We start from the raw sequence: 20,320 nt of genomic DNA, 5'->3' as shown, positions 1-20,320 counted from the left end.
AAATTTAAAATAATGTTTTTTCATAAAGAATAAAAGCTTAATATACTCCAAAAGAGAAATAGCTAAATATAGATATTTAAATGATACTTTTAATCTTTTTTATATAGTTTTTCCCCTTATCTATCTTGTAAAAACGTTTTTTTAAACCTTAATAAGTATACTACAATTCAATCAAAAAAACAAAGATTTGATTAATTGGACATTATTTTTTAAAAATAAAAATCAGAGCCTTAATTTAGAAGACTCTGATTTAAAATATTATTTTATTTTTTTGCTAATTATTAAGCTAATAGAACTTATGATTATAATAAACAGTGCTGGTAAGGAGCTTCTTATACCTGTTCTTACATTTGATGAACTAGACTTAGATTTATTTTTACTTGCATCCATCTTATTTTTCTCATGTGTATTCTTGTCTGATTTAGCATTACTAATTGGTGAAAGCTCAGGCTTATCTTTTTTATCTGTGTTGTTAGAATTGTCATTTATTTCTGAGCTAGATTCTTCTGTATTGTTAGTTTTAGAATTTTTATCTTCTTTTGATTTATTGTTGCTTTCACTAGCATTAGAAACTTGTGTTTTTCCATTTACCTTTGAATTTCCTTCTTGACTATTAGGATTTGTAACCATTTCTCCCTTTTTAACATTTTCTTTAGAAAATTCTTCATCTTTATTTTCACTAGATTTTACTTCTTTATTTTCCAAACCATTTGACTTGCTATTATAGGATGTGTTTTCTTTATTATCAGTTTGTACACCCTCATCTTTCTTATTTTTATCTTTCTTATTTTTAGAATTCTTTAACCCCTCCATTTTCTTTTCAACAGATGATTTTTCTTCTTCTAATTTTTTTACTTTATCTAGAAGTATTTCCTTTTCACTTTGAACTTTTTCTAGTTTTTCTTTAGCTACTTTTTCTTTTTCTAAGGAAGCATTTAGCTTAGCATCATTTTCATTTTTAAGCTTTTCTAGATTTTCTAAGGCTTGTTTCTTATCTTCTTCGGCTTTGTTTTTAGCTTCTTCTAGAAGTCTTATGTTCTCTTTAAGCTTTTCTTTTTCTTCTTCTGATTTTTCCTTATCATTTATTGCTTGGTTTTTAAATTCATTTAGCTTATTGTTCGCATCATTAAGAAGACTTTCCTTTTTCTCTAATTCTTTTTCACATTTTTCTTTTTCTAAAGTAGCCTCATCTTTTTCCTTATTTGATACTTCTATTTCTTTTTCAAGATATTGGGATTGAGAATTAAGATTTTCTATATCTTTTTGTAGTTTTTCATTTTCATTACTTAAAGCTTTTATCTTCTTATCTAAATTATCATCTTTTATTTCATCAACATCTGTCTTCTTATCTGAGTCTTTTTTAGAATCTTTTTTATCCTCTTCGTTTGTAATTGGCTTAGTTTCTTCTTTTTGCTTATTATAATCTGTTTGTTTTTTATCTAATGGCTTGGCTTCATTTTTATCTATCTTAGAATCTTTTTCTTCTATTTTGTTGCTATTAGTTTCTTGAGATTTTTCCTTTTCCCTTTCTATTTCTAGGTCATTATATACAAACTTTTCCTTATCATAGTTAGGAAGTTTTTCATTTTTAGGTGATTGTTGAGAATTTAGCCAATATCCTGGTTGGTCATCATCGTTTTGGAGTTTTTTGTATTCACTATCTTTGGCATATCCTACAGTTTGTTTAGATAGTTTTATATTTTCACTATCAAAGGCTTTCGCTTTTTTAGCGTCACTGGCATAGGTATTTCCTGCCTTTAGATAAGCTTCTTTATTAGATATCTCACCCTTACCACTTACAGCAGCTCCTCCTTCATATGAATGTCCACTTCCTCCTATAGCTATAAGTCTACCTTCTCCATCAACTTTTCCATTATTAAGGATTAAGGCATCCCCTCCAATAGATGTTGTAGCCATTCTTCCTGCCCCATATAGGCCTAGTGTAGAATCTTTTTCTATACTTAATTTAGCATTTTCTATCTTTAATGCATTTTGACCAGTATAGACTCTTTTTGTTTCAGGATCCTTTCCTGTTGGTGCTTCGTCTCCTCTTACATAAACTTCTCCAACAATCTTACTATCTCCACTTACGAGTACTACAGGTTTAACATTTTTATTTGCCTTATTTGAATCTGTTAAAAAGTTTGTGTTTGAATATATGAGAGAATTTTCTAAAATCCCGCCTTTTTTAAGCTCTATTTGACCATTTATAGATGCTCCATTTAAAAACTCTTTATTATATGGGTCATAGTTTACAGAAAGTCTTCCGCCGTTTTCTACAGTTATTTTTCCAAAGATTGAAGAATCTCTTACATTTAATATTCCACCATCTTTAACAATTATATTTACCGATGATAAGACTTTCATATTTTGTATAGTTAAATTTCTTCCCTTACCTACGATTAGTGTTTGTGTTTTTTCCTTATTTAGATAACCAAGCTCTCCTAGCTTTCCACTTTCATGGGAACCAAACCATGCTTTTAAATCTTTTGGAACTTCAACCACTTCTTTATCCTTATCAAATCTTGTAATAAGCCAAGGACTCATATCCCACATAAATTTACCATCTTTAGTCTTTTTGAAGTTTTCTTCTTTTATGAAATCTGATAGATACTCATCTGTCCTATAAATTTTAAAGTCTAAAGAATTTGTAGTAATTTCGTTTCCCATATTATCTACTAATTGTACAGAAATAGGATATATTCCCTTTTCTTTAGGATCTCCATTTAGGATTATAGCTGAGTTATATGAATCATATTTTCCTTTCATCCCTGATTTTTCATTAAGGATTATATTTTTTACCTTAAGATCTCTAAACTCATTAAGTTCCTTATAATCTTCGTCTGTTGGGTTTTCTTTGTCACTTACAAGAATTTTTACATTTGAATTTTTACTATTTGTTGCCGTTCCTGTCGCCGCTGATACTCCGTCATACTTTTTTTGTCCAATGACTGCTGGCTCAAAACTTCCAACAAGTTTTACCTTATAAATTCTTTGTGTCTTATCAGTAATATTTAGACTATTATTACTTTTGTTATAGACATAATTATAGTCTTTATCAGCTATTTTTATACTTACTATATCATTGTTAGCTAATCTATTTATATAGATTTTGTTATCTGAAATAGCATAGGCATCTCTATTAAATATTACTAGTTTACTTGAAGCTTTTTCTAAGACTTTTCCCCTTATTTTTATAGAATCAATTTTTCCTATAAGACTGTTATCCATAAGTTCTATGTAACCGTCAGACACATCTTCATTGTAAGATTTTACTATAGAGTCAGTGTTGTTTTCTTTTTTTACTTCTTCTTTTTTCTCATCTATCTTATTTTCTTTCTTCTCGTCTGATAGCTTCTCCTCTTTTAGTGAATCTTTAGCAAAGATAAGTCCCATAAATCTATTAGGATCTTCAATATTTAGGCTTATTTTCTTATTATCACTTGTTATAATTTCAAGCTTATCTCCCTTTTTTAATTTTGATATAAATAATTGTGGATCTACTTGGTTTATACTATAACCTTCCTTATCTTTAAGCTCAATTTGCTCATCCCTTTTCTCATATGATTCTCCATTGATTTTCACATCTTTAATCTTATCTAAAATATCCCTATTAGAGAAAGTAAATGAACAACCATATATACCATTTGATGTGGTTGATACTATTGTATTTATATTATCGGCCTTACTTGTTAGGCTTGTAAAGTTAAGAGCTAGAGCTAGAGCCGATACAGCTACAACTTTTTTTATGCTTTTCATATTGTCTCCTTTTTTATTTTTATTTTATTTTTTCATTATAAGACCAGATCAAATAAGAATCTGGTCTTTAAGTTGATTATTTTCTTTTTTTAGTTAATTTTAATCCTATTGTGCTTATAGCTAGAACAAGTATGCTTGAAAGAGAAGATTCTACTCCTGTTTTTACATTTGAATTTTTTGATGTACTAGGATTTTTGATAGTTTTTTTATTATAATCTTTAGCTTGATTTTTATTCTCTAAGCTAGGCTTATTATTAGATACCTTATCATCTTGGGTATCATTATTTTCGCTAGACATTTGATCTTTTTTATCATCTTTATTTGTAATTGGCTTAGTTTCTTCTTTACCTATATCATTATCTAATGGCTTTGATGTATTTTTATCTATATCAGTATCTTTTTCAGTCTTTTTCTCATTTGAAATTTTATTTACTTTTTCATTAGAATTTTCTTCTTCAACATTTAGCTTATTGTCTGTGTCTTCTTTTAATTTTTCGTTTAATTCTTTATTTGAATTTTCAAGATAAGTTTTCTCTTCTTCAAGTTTTTCAAGCTTAGCTTTTGCTTGATTAGCTTCATTTATGGCCTTATCCCTTTCAGACTCAGCATTTGCTCTTTTATTATTTGCATCGGCTAATTCATTTTCTAATCTTGCAATCTCAGATTTTGCACTTTCATTTTGGCTTTCTAATTCTTTTACTTTAGTCTTTTGATTATCTAGTTCTTTTTCTAAATTTACTTTCTCTTCTTCTGTTGTTTCAGCCTTATTTAAAGCCTCATTTAATTTATTTTCAGAATTTAGAAGCTCATTTTTTGCCTTAGCTAGATTAGATTCTAAATTTGCAATTTTGTCACTTGCAATTGTTTTTTCTTCAATGAGTTTGTTTTCATTAGCTTTTAAATCAGATATACTATTTTCTAATTCTTTAATTTTATTTTCAGCCTTATTTTTTACATCATTCGCTAAATTAATTTCATTTTCAAGGCCCTTTATCTTTTCATTTGCCTTATTTAAATCGTCTTGAGCCTTTTTCTTATCTAAGTTGGCCTCTTCTAATTTTTTATCAGACTTATTCTTATCTTCTAAAGCTTTTTGAGCTTTTTGTTTTTCAGATTCTAAGTCTTTTTTCTTATTTGATAGATCATCTAAAAGCTTATCTCTTTCACCTTCTACTTGTTTCTTTCCAGCTAAGGCTTCGTTTTTAGATTTTTCTAATAAAGCTAGGTCATTTTTAGCCTTATTTAAATCAGCCTGTGCATTTTCTGCTTCTTTTTTAGAGCTTTCTGCTTTTTTCTCTGCTTCTTCTTTTTGTTTTTCTAGCTTTTTAACTTGAGTATTAGCATTTTCTAGTTGTTTTTCAAGGCTTATAATCTCTTCTTTACTAGCTTCGTTGTCCTTAGCTTCCTTTAACTTTTTCTTTGCTTCTTCTAATGATTTTTGTGTATTTATAAGCTCATTTGTTTTGTCATCTAGAGATTTAACAGCATCACTTGATAGCTTATTTAATCTCTTGACTTCATCATTTAAAGATTTAATTTCTTTATTAGATTTTTCTAATTTTTCTGATAAAGTATTTTTATCATTTTCGGCCTTATTTTTTGCAAGTTCTATAGAATTATTTTTTTCTACTAGTTTCTTTTTCTCATCATTAAGATTTTCTTTATCTTTTTCTAAAGATTTGATTGTATCATTTGCCTTAGCTAATTCATTTTTTATATTTGATATTTCCTCTTTTGAGACATTTTGATATTTTTGGAGTTCATTTAATTTATCTTGAGCTTTTTTGGCATCTTCTTTGACCTTAATAAGTTCCCTATCCTTTTCTTGTATAGACTCGTCTGCTTTTTGGATAGCTAATTTTAATGAATTGGCTGCATCCTCTTTAGCTTTTTCTAACTCCTTGCTTTTTTCTTTTAAGTCTTTTTTAAGCTTTTCAAGTTCAGTTTTTGCTAGGGCTTTTTCTGTTTCTGATGCTTTGTTTGATTTTTCTAATTCAGCAATTTTATCTTCAGCCTTCTTTTTAGCTTCACTAGCTATTTTTTCAGCATCTTGAGCCTTTTTCAAAGCATCTTTTATTCCTTCTAATTCATTAGTTTTATTTAAAAGCTTATTATTGGCTTCTTTTAAGCTATTTTCTGATTCTTTACTTTTTGCTAGGGCTTCATTTTTAGATTTTTCGGCTGCAAGTTTTTGAGATTCTGCCAATTCTTTTTCTTTTAAAGCTTGCTTTTTGACCTTTTCTGCTTCTTCTAATTTTTTATTAGCATCATCTTTTTCAGCTTTTAGTGTCTTTAATTCTTCTTTTAGACTTTCTAGATTTTTTATAAGCTCAGCCTTTTGTTTGTCTGTTGTACTTGTTGATTTCTTAAGAATTTCTAGGTTCTTTTGAGCTTCTGTAAGTTTATTATTTGCATCTTGTAATTCTTTTTCTTTTTGATCTAATATAATTTTATTATCTGAAGCTTTCTTATTAGCATCATCTAGCTTTTTATTAGCTTCCGCTAATTTTTTATCAAAATCTGTCCTTGCATTTTCTAAGCTCTTTATAGCCTCATTCTTTTCACTTTCAACCTTATTTTTCTCTTTTTCAACATTAGCCTTTGCTATTTCAAGACTCTCTTTTTGAGATTCTAGAGTTTTTTTTGCCTCATTTGCTTCACTAGCTTCTTTTTTAGCAGCATTTGTTTCTTCTTTTGCTTTTTCTAGACTTGTTTCAGCTGCTTTTTTGGCGTTTTCTGCTTCTACAAGCTTATTCTTTGCATCTATTACCTCTTTTTTAGCTCTTTCTATTTCAAGATCTGAGGAATTTTTAGCTTTCTCAAGTTCGCTTACCTTAGCCTCTGCTAGGTTCTTAGCCTCAATTGCTTTATTTTCAGCTTCCTTTGCATCATTTAATTTTTTTTCTGCAGTTTCTTTCTCCTTAATAGCTTTATCTTTATCATTGTTTGCCTTTGATAGTTCTTCTTTAGCTTTCTCTATTTCCTTTTTCAGATCAGCTATTTTCTCATCTGACGTTTTTTCTATAAAAAAATCGCTTAATTCTATTTCATTAGATGAATCATCACTGTACTTAAATTTTAATTTACCATCACTTGTTTTGCTTATTTCAGCTTTGGGATTTAAGTCTTTAACTTCTTTTATAAGCTTGTTGATAACTTCATCACTTAGATTTTTAATATCATCTACTTTTGTTTTCTCATTAGGTCTGATTACGGGGTTTAATTCATTTTCTTTTTTATTTTCTCCTTTAGAATCAGCATATCCTCCATCCGTTAGATCAATTTCTCCCTTTTCTTTATAATCAACCCAAATTGGTTTAGCTAAAAATCCTTTAGATACCTCAAATTCAATTTTATCTGTACTTGAAACTGCTGGGAAAATATAAATAGCATATTCATTATTATCTTTAAGATATGAATTAGGATCTGCTTTTAGATTTCCTGCCTTTACCCCATTGATACTTATATAACTGTAATTTAATTCTTTTCCATTGATTTTTACTTTATTAATCCCACTAATACCAAGATAGCCACCTTTTATCTTTATCTTAGTATAATTGTTCTTATTGGAAATTGATTGTGACCTTCTATGCCTACTAATATTCTCGTTTTTTATATTTATTTGTTCTTTATTAGTATTATTATTGACAATAGGTACAAAATTAAGTGCAAGAGCTACAGCCGTTAATGATATAGCTCTTTTTATGTTTTTATTTTTCATTTTATCTCCTTACAATATTTAATATTTATCAAGTCAAATTATAGGGTGATATTTAAAAAAAGTCAATGATATTGATTATCAATATAATTATTATTTGAATACAATCTATTTTAATAAATATTTATTTACAAATAATTTTTAAAATATTTTTTTGTTTTATATATAAATCATTAAAAATTTGATAAAAAGATAAGTTTGAAATTAATAGTTTTATAGTAGATAAATTTAGCCTTAATTTTAATACCTAACTCATTTGAATATATATAAGTTTTTCTGCACTAAAAAAGAACCCTAAGGTTCTTTTATATTAGTTTTATAATCCTAGCTTTTCAGCTACTAGATTTTTGTTAAATCCAACCATATCTTCACCATCTATGTTTATTACAGGAACTCCTCTATATCCTTTTTCAACAAGATAGTCTATAGCTGATCTGTCTTCATCTACATTTTTTTCTTCAAAGTCTATATTATTTTCTCTTAAATAATTTTTAGCTGCCTTACAATGTGGGCATGTATTTGATGTATATATTGTTACTTTACTCATAAAATCTCCTTTTGTTTTTCTTAAAATCTTTTTCTGTATAAGACATTATACTAAATTGATAGCTAATTTCAATTGTCAAGTTCATTGCTTATCTTAATAAAGTCATCTAGGGATAGATTTTCAGCCCTTAAATTCTCCTTTAATCCTAATTTTTCAAAAATCTCCCTAAGTTTTTCCTTTTCAATAACACTTGATAGAGAATTTAAGATAGTTTTTCGCCTTTTATTAAATCCTGCCCTTACAAGTTTAAATAAAATATCCCTATCAACATCTTTATCATAGATTCTTAAATCAAGTTTTAAAACTTGGGAATCTATCTTTGGTTGTGGCATAAAAACTGATTTAGGAACCTTGAAGCCACTTATAAGATTTGAATAAAATTTTATAAATATAGAAAGAGAAGAATAATCTTTCATGCTTTCGTCAGCTTTTATCCTATCTGCAACTTCCTTTTGTACCATTATAGTCATATCTTTACAAGCTAGATCATTTTCAACAAGTTTTTCTATGATTGGAGTTGTAATATAGTAAGGAAGATTTGACACGACCTTAAAGCTTTCTCCATTGAAGTTTTCTTTTACAACTTTTTCTAAATCTATCTTTAATATATCGGCATTTATTATATCAATATTTGAAAATTCTCCAAGATTATCCTTAAGAATTGGAATAAGGGTTTTATCAATTTCTATTACTACAAGTTTTTTGCAAGTTTTAGCCATCTCTTGGCTTATTGTTCCGATTCCCGGTCCTATTTCTAGGATGTTTTCTCCCTCTACTTCAGATAAGTCTATTATTTTATCTACAAAGTTTTTATCTATAAGGAAATTTTGCCCAAGAGACTTAGTAAATTTAAATCCATATAGTTTCTGGATATCTTTTATTGTCTTTGGTGAATATAGTTTTTTCATATCTTTTTTACTGCACTTTCAAATTCTTCTCGGCTTATATTAAAGGAATTTAGTTTTGATAGGAGTTGTTTTGAATTAAAATATCCTATAGATAGAATATCTCCAAGTCTTGCTCGTCTTTCCTTGCTAGATTTAGATAAGGTTAGGTTATTATCTAGTAGGTCTTTGATTGTAAATTCTTCTCTTCTTTGTCTAGTACTTGCATGAGCATTTTTTAAAGCATTTATTATATCATCTTTTGAAGCATTCTCAATACCTAAATCTCCTTTTTTTATTGCCTTATTCCTATCAAGAAAGGCATGTTTTGCATTTGGTATTTCTTTTGCAATCTTTTCCCTTATCTTTTTTCCGGCAAAGTCTGGGTCTGTAAATATAATAATCCCACATCTTTTGTCTATCTCTTTTAATCTATCTATTAAATCATGTCCAAAAGCAAGACCATTGGTTGCTATAAGCTCACAATCTATGGCAGATTTAATATTAGTAATATCATCTTTTCCTTCAACTACTATTGTTTCTTTTATCATAATCTATCCTATATTAAAAAATCTTTTGGCATTTTTAGAAGTTTTCTTACAAAGCTTTGATAGTTTCATACCTCTTAGGCTCGCAATTTCTCTTGCAACTTCTACTATCTTTCTTGGATCATTTCTATAGCCCCTATATGGCTCTGGTGTAAGATAAGGTGAGTCTGTTTCAAGCATAAGCTTATCCAAATCTACATTTATAGCTGCATTTTTTTCATTTTCTGCATTTTTAAAAGTCACTACCCCACCAATTGAAATATAGTATCCTCTTTTCATACACTCTCTTAGATGATTATAAGTATAAGAAAAGCAATGAATTTGAACACTTAGATCAGGAAAGTTCTTAAGTACATCAAGACAATCATCAATAGAATCTCTAGAATGAATTATAACCGGAAGATCTACTTTTCTTGCAAGCTCTAATTGTTTAATAAAGATATCCTTTTGTAGATTCTTATCATCATCTCTCCAATAATAATCAAGACCTATCTCTCCAATAGCAACAACTTTTTCATTTTCACAAAGCTCTTCTAATCTTTCTATATCCCCATCTCTATATTCATGCACATCTGATGGATGAAATCCAACCTCTCCATAAATGTTGTCATATTCATTACAAAATTTAACAATTTGTCTTGAATTTTCAAGGTTTACTGATGGCACTATTACATAATTTACACCAAAATTAGACAGATCCCTTATAAGAAAAGATCTGTCATCATTAAAATCATCACTTAATAAATGAGCATGTGAATCAATTAAATCCATTAAGATATCACCGTACCTGGTTTTACATCTTTTATTGTGGTAAGAAGAACAGCTTCATCTCCTGCTGCAAGTAGCATACCCTCTGAAAGTATTCCTCTCATTTTTACAGGTTTAAGATTTTTGATTACTACAACATTTTTTCCAACCAAATATTCTGGTTTGTAGAACTTTTTAATACCAGAGACTATAGTTCTCTTTTCACTTCCTATATCAATCTTGAAAACTAAAAGTTTGTCAGCATTTGGATGTTCCTTTGCTTCAAGAATTTTACCGACAACTAAGTCAAGCTTATCAAAATCATCTATTTTGATTTCTACCTTATCCTCTTTTTCTTTTTTGTCATCTTCATCCATTTTAACTCCAAGTCTTTCTTCAACTAATTTGTTATTTAAGTCATGAAGTTTTTTAAGTTCTTCTTCTGTATCAAGCCTATTGAATAGGTTTTTACCTTTGTTCACCTTTGTTTTCTCTTTTATAAGGCCAAATTCTTTAGCTGATTCAAAGCCAAAATTTTCTACACCTAGTTGTTTTAGAATCTCACTAGTTGTATTTCTCATAATTGGCTCAACAAGTTGAGCTATAATTCTTAAACTTTCTGCAAGATTATATAAAACAGTATTTAGTCTATCATATTTTTCTTCACGACCTAAAATCCAAGGTTCTGTTTGATCTACATACTTATTAGATCTTCTTACAAAATTCCATAAAACTTCTAGAGCTTCATTGAATTTGAATTCATCCATCAAAGATGTGAACTTATCATAAGTAAGACCTGCAAGTCTTATTAGATCTTCATCAAAAGCATCAAATTCCTTGCCTTTTTTTATTTCTCCACCATTGTACTTTGAAATCATTGAAATAGTTCTTGAAAGAAGGTTTCCTAGGTCATTTACAAGATCAGAATTGTACCTATCCATGAATTTCTTAGATAAAAAGTTTCCATCTGATCCAAAGTTAAATTCGCGAAGTAGGAAGTATTTTAGGGCATCTGTTCCATAAAGCTCAACAAGTGGTTCTGGATACATAATATTTCCCTTAGACTTACTCATCTTATCATTATCAAATAAAATCCAACCATGAGCAAAAACTTTTTTAGGAAGTGGCATATCAAGTGCCATCAAAAGTGCAGGCCAAATTATAGTATGAAATCTTACTATATCCTTTCCAATCAAGTGAACTGATGCAGGCCAATATTTGTTAAATTTCTCTTGATCATAACCATATCCTATTGCTGTAAGATAACATGAAAGTGCATCTATCCATACATAAACAACATGTTCATTATCAAACGGAACATCTACACCCCAATCAAAGGTGTTTCTTGTAACTGACAAATCCTCAAGTCCCTTATTTATAAAATTATTCAACATTTCATTTTGCCTAAATTTAGGCTCAAGAAACTCTGGGCGGTCTTTGAAAAGTTCCCTTAATCTATCTGTGTATTTTGAAAGTCTAAAAAAATAAGACTCTTCCTTGTGATAGTCAACTTTTCGTCCACAATCTGGACAGTTTCCATTATCTAGCTGACTTTCTGTAAAATAAGACTCGCATGATTCGCAGTAATATCCCTCATACTCTCCCTTATAAATATCACCCTTGTCATAAAGATACTGAAATATCTTTTGTACATTTTCTTCATGTTTTGGATCAGTTGACCTTATAAATGAATCATAATCTATATCAAGTTTTTTAAGTAAAAGCTTAGTTTCTCCAGCTATTTTATCTACAAATTGTTGAGGTTGGCTCCCATGAGATAAGGCTGCATTCATAATCTTTTGACCATGTTCATCTGTTCCAGTTGTAAGAAAGGCATCATAGCCTTGTAAATTTTTATATCTTTTTAAAACATCTGCTATAACAGAAGTATAAATATTACCAATATGTAGGTTACTATTTGGATAATATATTGGTGTTGTTATATAATATGCTTGTTTATCCATAAACTCTCCTTTAATTAAAATACTATTAAGTATATCTAAAATTTTAATTATATCTATCCTTATTATAGCCTTTTTGTCCTTATTTTCCAATTTTTAATAAAGCTATGTAAGCTAAAATAGATTTCAGTTTAAGGCCTGCCTATAATTGAAAATAAAATATTAGCAAACTTTACTTAAATACTAAACACTTTCACTTACTTTAATCAATGAGACCCAAAGGGAGAATGATTTAGACAAAAAAACTGACACCTTGATTAACTCTTGATGTCAGTTATAAATTTATCTTATTATTTTTCTTTTTTTCTTAAAACAAAGCTTGCAGCAGAGCTAATTGATCCTATTACTAGACTTAATAGACCACTTGATACTCCTGTTTTAGGATTTTTCTTTTCATAAGTGTATTTTATTTCCTTTGAACTTTGTTTTTGATTAGATTTTTTTCTATTGTTTATTTTTTGACTGCTATTTTCATATTTATCTTTAGTTTCTGGATCTTTTTCATCTACCTTATTTTCTTCTTCATTTTCTACATTCTTAGAAGGTTTCTCAACTTTTTCTTCATCCTCTAATAATTTTTGTTTTTCAAGTTCAGATTTTTCTTCTTTTAGCTTATCTACTAATAATTGAAAATCTAGAAAAGAGGCTTTGGCTTTCTTATAAAGATTTTCTAATTCTTCTAATTTATCTTTACTAAGCTTCTTTTTATCTTTTACTTCCTTAAGTAAATTATTTATATCATCTAAGGATTTTTGACTTTCTTTAAATACTTTATATAAAGCTTTTATATTATCAAAATCTTCAAAACTTTGAGGATTATCTAAGTTTATGGCTTTAGCCATTTGCAATAATTTTTCTAATTTACTATATTTTTCATTAGTTAATTTAATCTTATCTTCTAATTTTTTAATAGTTGCCTTATCTTGGTCATTTTTATTTTTAGAAGCTTTAAGTTTTTCTTCTTTAAGTTTTAAATTATTTAGTTCTTCTTCTAATGCCTTTAAGCTAGCCTTACTGTTAGAAATATCTTCTTCATTTGCTTTTATTTCTTTATTTTTATCATCTAAAAGTCTTTGAGAATTTGCCTTTTCATTTTCTAATATTTTTACACTTTCATAAAGGTCATTAATATCCTTATTAAGAGCTTCATTTTGAGATTCTAAAGCTTTTACTTCATTAACTTTTGTATCCCTTTTATCTTTTAGATTTTTAAGATTTTCTTCTTCAAGTCTTATTTTTTCACTTAATTCTTTTGAATTTGATGATGAATTTTGAATTTTATCATTAAGCTCTTTTATATTTCTAGCCAAATCACTTTTTTGATTATTTAAGGTGTTTTTTTCATCTTTCTTAATCTTTAGTGAATCGTTTAAAGTTTTGGATTCTTTTGTAAGTTCAGACAATTTATTTTGCTTTTCTTTTTTCATGCTATTCTCATCTGAGATTTTTCCATCGAGCTTAGCTATATTTTCTTTTAAAGTTTTAACCTTATTATCAAGAGCTATTTTATCAGTTTTTAGCTTTTCTAAATCCGCCTTATTTTTCTTTATTATCTCTTTATTGTCTTTGTTTATCTGATTATTTGCACTAATTTGATCATCTAATACAGCTATATTTTCTTCTAAGGCTTTAATTTCTTGTCTTTTTCGGCTAAGAGCATTTTCTTGATCTTTAATTCTAGCTTCAAGTTCTTTTATTTCTCGACTTGTTTTTTCATCAAGCTTAGCTACCCCATTTATAGTATCTTTGAGGTCTTTCATATAGTCATCTAATCTTTTTTCGTAGTCTTCTATTGAATATAATTTTTCATTATCTGCTTCAGGATTTAAAACTACGGAGTGAACATAACCGTATAATCCTTCTCTTATAGCGTAACCTGCACTAATTGAATCGCCAAATTTAAAATTATTATACATATTATCATCTACTAAAGTTGTATAATGTCCTACTTTTGGTTCATATCCTAATTGTTTTAATTCATTTTTATGGTTTGCTATATACTTTTGCATATCCATTCTAGAATTGACCCCTATGGATCTAAGATAATCGAATGTTCTTTTTTCTATATCCCACCATCCTTCTAATGGACTCTCTATATTTGGATAATCTGATTTACCTGCATTAAAATTAGGATTCCAAGCTAAATTTTCAAATGTTTGGTCATGAATTTTAGCATGATCCATTTTATTGGCTGAATAATTTGCATTAGCTTGTGCAACAGCCATTACGTAATCATTTACTTTTAAAACACTTAATTTCTTACCATCAATTCCACCATCTTTTTGTCTTTTTTCATTTATTATTTTTAAAGATTCGATTGATTTTTTCATGTATTCAAGTTTTCTTGAATCCTCTTTACCTATTAGCTTGTTTTTTTCTAAATACTCTGCTCCTATTTCATCAAGTCTTTCTTTGTGGCTACCATCTTTTGGTATAGGAAGTTTTGTAAATACATCTAGAGCCTTTTGTGATCCCATCTTCTCGAAAAATCCTACTGAACCCTTATCCCATTGAGCTTGGGCTTTCTTTTTATCTTCTTCTGTTATAGTTTTTGTAGCAGAATTTTTGAGATTTTCTAGATCAGCTTTTCTTTTATTTATTTCATCAAGTAAGGATTTTTCTTGATTTTTTAAGTCAGCTAAACTTTGATCTTTTTTAGCTTTTTCTTCTTTTATAGGCTCAATATTTTTTATATTTTCTGTTATAGCACTTTCTATATCATTATTATCTTTAATAAGTCTTTCTTGGTCATTTTGATTTTCTAAAATATCATCATTTGCCTTGGCTAGGTCAGTTAGAGATTTAGACTTATCATTGTTTAATGATGATATTTTTTTATCAATTTCTTTGATAGAATTTTCAATATCTTTTATAGACTTATTAACTTCACTTAGCTTATTTTCTAAACCTGTGATTTCTACATCTTTTGACTTTATATTATCCTCGATTTTTTTAAGTTCATCTTCTTTTAAGCTAAGTTCTTCTTTGATTTTTTTAACTTCATCAGAAGTCTTATTAGAATCGTCTAAAGATTTTTTAAGATCTTCTATGGTTTTAGATGAATTTTCTATAGATTGTTCTAAAGTTTTTATCTCTTTATTGATTTTTTCAATATTTGCTTTATTACTTTGAACAATTTCTTTGTCCTTGTTTAATGAATTTGTCTTATCATTTATAGCCTTATCTTTTTGTGAGATATTATTTACAAGATTTTCTTTTTCCTTATTCCTGTCTGATAAACTTTTTTCAAGGCTTTCAAGGTTTTTCTTTTCATCTAAGGCTTTTTTGTTATTTTCCTTAGCTTTTTTCTCTTCAGATTCTTTAGCCTTAGTATCTTCTTCTAGTTCTTTTTTTGATATGCTTTCTTCTTTTTTAGCCTTTTCTAAGTCTTCTTTTTCCTTAGCTAGACTAGCTTGGGCTTCTTTTAAAGTATTTTCATAATTTTTCTTATTATCTTCTACGCCTTTTTCTAAATTATCCTTGCTTATATCTACTTTAGATTGAGCGTTTTTCTTATCTTCTTCAAGTTTTTTTTCACTTTCTGATAAGTCCTTATATGATTTTTCTTCATTTTTTAGATCATTATCTGCCTTAATTAGGTCAGACTCGGCCTTATTTAGTTCATCTTGAGCCTTATTAAGATTTTGAGGGCTTACTTCATTTTTGTCTTCAATATTATTTTTATTAGTATCTGCATGAGAAACATTGTCTGTTTGTATAAGGACAGATGTTGAAATAGCTGCTAATAATACTAATTTTTTTAAATTATTTGACTTCATTTGCTACTGTAATTCTCCCTTCTACATTTTATAGCTTACATATATTATAGCAAATTTGTATAATATTTGGGATTTTTTTTATATATTTTAAGGCGAAAATTATTTAATAAATCCAAAAAACACCAAGTCCTATTTGGACTTTGTCTTAATACGTTATTTATTTTTCAGCCATCTTCTCTTGGCAGTTTGATTTTTCGTAAATATCAACTCCACCCATAGCCATGTTTAGTATTACTTGTCTATGAATTTCAATATAAGGATATGTATCAATTTTTGTTAAATATTTTATATCTACTCCAAATTCTAAATCTTCTCCCTTGTCACAAAAAATTTATTGTATCTTTTAACTTGCTCTATAAAACTATCTACATCTTCTATCTCAAATTTTTAGGCAAGCTCTTCTAAGCTATCTGGCATACAGGTGTTTATAAGTTCTGGAACTACACTGGTTCTTTCTTCTACTTCTTCATCTGGCATATATTTTTTAAGCTCCTCTAGCTCTTCAGCCTTTCCAGGGAAGTTTTCGGATTTTTCTATATAGTCTGAGTCAAATATTTGCATATAGTAACCCTCATCTTCTTCTATTCCATAAGCCTTTAAAGCCTTTGGAGTGGATCCAACACTTTGATCTAAAGTTTCTATAAAGTCAGGGTCATTTTTCATTATTAAAAACATTTCTTTATTCATAAAAATCCTCCCTTTTATAACATTATATGACAAGATAAAAAAATCACTTTTTAATTTTAATATAGAAATTAGAATAGAAAAGAAAAAAACTTCCAAGTTTTGACTTGGAAGCCTTTTTCTTTATTTTATTGTCAGCTTATGAAAGCTCTTTTTACCTTTTTTTACTATTATTTTTCCATCTTTAAATAAGTCTTCATTTATTTCAAATCTAGGATCTGTAATTTTTTCATCATTTATTGAAACTCCACCACCCTTTACGGTATCTCTTGCTTGAGAATTTGACTTTGTAAGAGATAATTTTGTAAGGAGGGTTAAGATTCCCATTGGAAGTTCATCTTTTTTAATTTCTGTTGTAGGCATTGCTGATTCATCTCCAGCTCCACTAAACAAGGCTTTTGATGCTTCTAAGGCTTCTTTTGCCTTATCTTCTCCATGGATTAGCTTTGTAACTTCATAAGCCAAAACTTCTTTTGCATGGTTTATTTCTTTGGCATCTTTGCCATTTCCAAGTCTTCTACATTCATCTGTTGGAAGGAAAGTTAGCATTAGTAAAAATTTCTCAACATCCCTATCATCTACATTTCTCATGTATTGGAAAAGTTCATATGCTGATGTTTTTTCTTCATCAAGCCATACAGCTCCCTTTTGGCTTTTACCCATCTTAACTCCATCAGCAGTTGTAAGAAGTTTGAAGGTCATACCATATACCTTCTTATCTTCTTTTTTTCTTATTAAATCATATCCACCTATGATGTTTGACCATTGGTCAGAACCACCAATTTGAAGAGTACAATTATGTCTTCTATAAAGTTCTAAGAAGTCATATGATTGAAGTAGCATGTATGAAAATTCAAAGAAGGTAAGTCCCTTATCCATCCTATTTTTGTAGGCATCTTTTTTAAGCATTTCATTTACAAGGAAATTACTTCCTACATCTCTTAAAAATTCTACAAATGGAAGCTTGAGTAACCAATCTCCATTGTTTACCATTATAGCTTTCTCGCCTGTATCTTCTCCTTCATCTTCAAATTCTAGAAATCTTTGGAATTGGTTATAGAAACATTGGGCATTGTGATCTATTCTTTCTTTAGTCATAACCATTCTCATATCTGACCTTCCTGATGGATCTCCTATCATTGTAGTACCTCCACCTAGTAGGGCGATTGGTCTGTGACCGTAGTTTTGCATTCTCATCATTACCATAATTTGAATAAGGTGGCCGACAGTTAGAGAATCAGCTGTAGCATCGAAACCACAATAAAATGTTAGCTTCTCATCTTTTAATTTTTTTGCTAATTCTTCTTCATCTGTGGCTGCTTCAAAATATCCACGATCTTTTAACTCATCAAATACTGAGTCATATTCTTTTGGGTATTGAAATTTCATTTTATTCTCCTTTTCTTGAATTTGAGCACAAAAAAAGAGTACTAAGAAGGCATGTATATGCGGTACCACTTCTTTTTATACTCATCACTTTCACTAGGTAGAAAGTCAACCTTGGACAAAGAATTTTGTAATTCGAAGATTTTTACTTTCTTCTACTGGAAACCCTGTAAGTCCTATTTACTTATTTTGTATTATACACGCTTATTCTTAATTTATCAACTAGTCTAAACATTTTAAAATAAAATAGCAAAAGGTATAATGCTATCCCTTTTGCTAATCTAATCATAATTATATATATGATAACGGTCTTTTTCTCACCACGCTTATATATCCTAAATTTACTAATTTATCAAGACCTTTTTTATTCTACTTACTGGGTATCTTTCTTTTTTCAAAATATCAATAATTTCATTTCTTGTAATTTCAAGGTTATATAAATATATAGCGTTTGGTATGAATCCAATAAGAAGAAGTCTTTGAAGTTCACTAGATATAGCATCTATAATAAGTGACTCATGTACATGACTTGGGAATTCATTTTAATATTTATAAGAATATTATCATTTTCTCTAATCTTTTCTAGATTATTCCATGTGTTAATATTAGGCAAAAAATATACATTTGATTTGGCATGATTTTTATGAAGTATAGAAAGATCAGTAAGAAAAGATAATTCGTTATTTACCCTATTTTTATATACATCTTATATTTATTTCTATCTTGATAGTATATTTTATAAATATAATCCATAATATATACTCTATTTAATTTTCTATGTTTTTTTTAAATTTATAGAATAAATATACCCATATAAATTAAAAATTCTAGATATCTTTAGTTTATTCTTTAGTTTTTATATTATAAACGTAAATTTCTCGCTTAATTTTCAAAAAAACAATAAAATTTAATATAACAATAATTTTTGTATTGACTCCTTACACAAAAAACCGGGTGGCGCCCGGTTTTTATATCGATTTTATTAGGTTTTATATTAGTATATTAAGTATTTTTTGGATTTAGAAGTCTATTTCTTTTCCGTAGTATGAAGCTTCGTAAATCTTCTTAATATCTTCTGCTGAAGTTTCTCTAGGATTTGTTAGGGTACATGCATCTTTAAAGGCATTTTCACTCATTTTATCAAGTACTTCTAAAAATTCATTTTCCTTTATTATAGTATTTTTGCCATCTTTTATATTTGCTGAGATTCCAACAGCCTTGTTTAATTTTCTAATTTCTTCTGCAAGATCATCTATACCAAGAATTTTCTCAATCACATCATATCTATCTGTAGATTTTCTATTGTAGTCAATGATGTATGGAAGCATTATTGCATTAGCTTCACCATGTGTTAAGTGGAAGATTCCACCAATTTTGTGAGCCATAGAGTGAACTATACCAAGGGATGCATTAGAAAATGCCATACCAGCTATAGTTGATGCATCATGCATCTTCTCCCTTGCATCAAGATCTTCTCCATTGTCATAAGCTTTTTTAAGATTTTCAAAAACAAGTTCAATTGCCCTTATAGCTAGTGGTGATGAATAGTCATCTGCACTTGTAGATACGAAGGCCTCAACTGCATGAGTCATAACATCCATACCTGTTTGAGCTGTAATCTTTGGAGGCATTTTACTTGCTATAATTGGATCACAAATTGCTACATCAGGTACAAAGTCTGGATGTACTAATGGGTATTTGATTTCATTTTCTGTATCAGTAATAACTGAAAAAGCTGTAATCTCTGAAGCTGTTCCTGATGTTGATGGGATGCAAGCCATTCTTGCCTTAGTTCTAAGTGGTGGGTTGTCAAAGTTTGCAAGCTTTTCGAAACTATATCCAGGATGTTCATAGAAAATCCACATAGCTTTAGCAGCATCCATAGCAGAGCCTCCACCTATAGGAATTATCCAATCAGGGCCAAACTCTTCCATCTTCTTTCCACCTTCAAGACAAGTTTTAACTGATGGATCTGGTTCCACTCCATCAATAATTAAAACTTCAAATCCACCTTCTTCAAGATAAGCCTTTGCCTTATCTAAAAATCCGAATCTTTTCATTGAAGATCCACCTGTAACAAGAACTGCCTTCTTTCCTTCTAAGTTTTTGAGGTATTCTAGACAATCTACTCCATGAACAATAGTTCTAGGTACTTGAAATGTACTATAAGTCATATACTCCTCCATATGTATTTTATTTGTTAATATTTTATCACTACAGTTATTATATATCTTTGTATATTTTTGTCAACATTATTTTTATCTTACAGTATTTTAATGTCAATTTGATAACATTGTTAAAAATTAA

Annotated in this window: 11 protein-coding genes; all 11 read right to left on the bottom strand. The window is 28.6% G+C overall.

What is annotated here, in order from left to right:
• Positions 1 to 258: 258 nt before the first annotated feature.
• The 11 genes from FYJ26_RS04640 to FYJ26_RS04590 all read right to left on the bottom strand — a co-directional run bounded on the left by FYJ26_RS04640 (position 259) and on the right by FYJ26_RS04590 (position 20,187).
• On the bottom strand, positions 259 to 3,759 hold the full coding sequence (locus FYJ26_RS04640) for a hypothetical protein (RefSeq protein ID WP_154540098.1): 3,501 nt from the start codon (positions 3,757 to 3,759) through the stop codon (positions 259 to 261).
• A 76-nt stretch (positions 3,760 to 3,835) separates the two neighbouring features.
• Positions 3,836 to 7,480: a coiled-coil domain-containing protein gene (locus FYJ26_RS04635; RefSeq protein ID WP_154540096.1), complete on the bottom strand. Its 3,645-nt coding sequence runs from the start codon at positions 7,478 to 7,480 to the stop codon at positions 3,836 to 3,838.
• A gap of 313 nt (positions 7,481 to 7,793) precedes the next feature.
• A complete protein-coding gene (locus FYJ26_RS04630; RefSeq protein WP_154540094.1) occupies positions 7,794 to 8,024 on the bottom strand; it encodes a glutaredoxin family protein in 231 nt (76 codons plus the stop codon).
• A gap of 68 nt (positions 8,025 to 8,092) precedes the next feature.
• Positions 8,093 to 8,932, bottom strand: a complete 840-nt coding sequence (gene rsmA, locus FYJ26_RS04625) for a 16S rRNA (adenine(1518)-N(6)/adenine(1519)-N(6))-dimethyltransferase RsmA (RefSeq protein WP_154540092.1) — start codon at positions 8,930 to 8,932, stop codon at positions 8,093 to 8,095.
• Positions 8,929 to 9,459, bottom strand: coding sequence for a ribonuclease M5 (rnmV, locus tag FYJ26_RS04620; RefSeq protein WP_154540090.1), 531 nt, complete (start codon positions 9,457 to 9,459; stop codon positions 8,929 to 8,931). The genes rsmA and rnmV overlap by 4 nt, the downstream gene beginning before the upstream one ends.
• 3 nt (positions 9,460 to 9,462) lie before the next feature.
• Entirely contained in the window at positions 9,463 to 10,227 is a 765-nt protein-coding gene (locus FYJ26_RS04615) for a TatD family hydrolase (RefSeq protein ID WP_154540088.1), read from the bottom strand.
• Positions 10,227 to 12,167, bottom strand: coding sequence for a methionine--tRNA ligase (gene metG / locus FYJ26_RS04610; protein ID WP_154540086.1), 1,941 nt, complete (start codon positions 12,165 to 12,167; stop codon positions 10,227 to 10,229). Before metG ends, FYJ26_RS04615 begins: the two co-directional genes overlap by 1 nt.
• 287 nt (positions 12,168 to 12,454) lie before the next feature.
• Positions 12,455 to 15,943 (bottom strand): hypothetical protein, encoded by a 3,489-nt coding sequence (locus tag FYJ26_RS04605; protein ID WP_154540084.1) that lies wholly within the window; start codon positions 15,941 to 15,943, stop codon positions 12,455 to 12,457.
• 387 nt (positions 15,944 to 16,330) lie between these two features.
• Entirely contained in the window at positions 16,331 to 16,630 is a 300-nt protein-coding gene (locus FYJ26_RS11495; RefSeq protein WP_154540082.1) for a hypothetical protein, read from the bottom strand.
• Positions 16,631 to 16,750: 120 nt separating this feature from the next.
• Positions 16,751 to 18,016: a tyrosine--tRNA ligase gene (gene tyrS, locus FYJ26_RS04595; RefSeq protein WP_154540080.1), complete on the bottom strand. Its 1,266-nt coding sequence runs from the start codon at positions 18,014 to 18,016 to the stop codon at positions 16,751 to 16,753.
• A 1,016-nt stretch (positions 18,017 to 19,032) separates the two neighbouring features.
• Entirely contained in the window at positions 19,033 to 20,187 is a 1,155-nt protein-coding gene (locus FYJ26_RS04590; RefSeq protein ID WP_154540078.1) for an iron-containing alcohol dehydrogenase, read from the bottom strand.
• Positions 20,188 to 20,320 lie beyond the last annotated feature (133 nt).

Source organism: Anaerococcus porci, assembly GCF_009696575.1.
Lineage (GTDB): Bacteria > Bacillota > Clostridia > Tissierellales > Peptoniphilaceae > Anaerococcus > Anaerococcus porci.
Note: the sequence above shows the minus strand (reverse complement) of the source record. Positions and strands in the feature narration are given on the sequence as shown.

Excerpts from the sequence above, each read along its gene's own strand:
- tyrS (WP_154540080.1), bottom strand. The coding sequence starts at position 18,016 with ATGAAATTTCAATACCCAAAAGAATATGACTCAGTATTTGATGAGTTA.
- FYJ26_RS04615 (WP_154540088.1), bottom strand. The coding sequence starts at position 10,227 with ATGGATTTAATTGATTCACATGCTCATTTATTAAGTGATGATTTTAAT.
- FYJ26_RS11495 (WP_154540082.1), bottom strand. The coding sequence starts at position 16,630 with ATGAATAAAGAAATGTTTTTAATAATGAAAAATGACCCTGACTTTATA.
- rnmV (WP_154540090.1), bottom strand. The coding sequence starts at position 9,459 with ATGATAAAAGAAACAATAGTAGTTGAAGGAAAAGATGATATTACTAAT.
- FYJ26_RS04590 (WP_154540078.1), bottom strand. The coding sequence starts at position 20,187 with ATGACTTATAGTACATTTCAAGTACCTAGAACTATTGTTCATGGAGTA.
- FYJ26_RS04605 (WP_154540084.1), bottom strand. The coding sequence starts at position 15,943 with ATGAAGTCAAATAATTTAAAAAAATTAGTATTATTAGCAGCTATTTCA.
- FYJ26_RS04635 (WP_154540096.1), bottom strand. The coding sequence starts at position 7,480 with ATGAAAAATAAAAACATAAAAAGAGCTATATCATTAACGGCTGTAGCT.
- metG (WP_154540086.1), bottom strand. The coding sequence starts at position 12,167 with ATGGATAAACAAGCATATTATATAACAACACCAATATATTATCCAAAT.
- FYJ26_RS04640 (WP_154540098.1), bottom strand. The coding sequence starts at position 3,759 with ATGAAAAGCATAAAAAAAGTTGTAGCTGTATCGGCTCTAGCTCTAGCT.
- rsmA (WP_154540092.1), bottom strand. The coding sequence starts at position 8,932 with ATGAAAAAACTATATTCACCAAAGACAATAAAAGATATCCAGAAACTA.
- FYJ26_RS04630 (WP_154540094.1), bottom strand. The coding sequence starts at position 8,024 with ATGAGTAAAGTAACAATATATACATCAAATACATGCCCACATTGTAAG.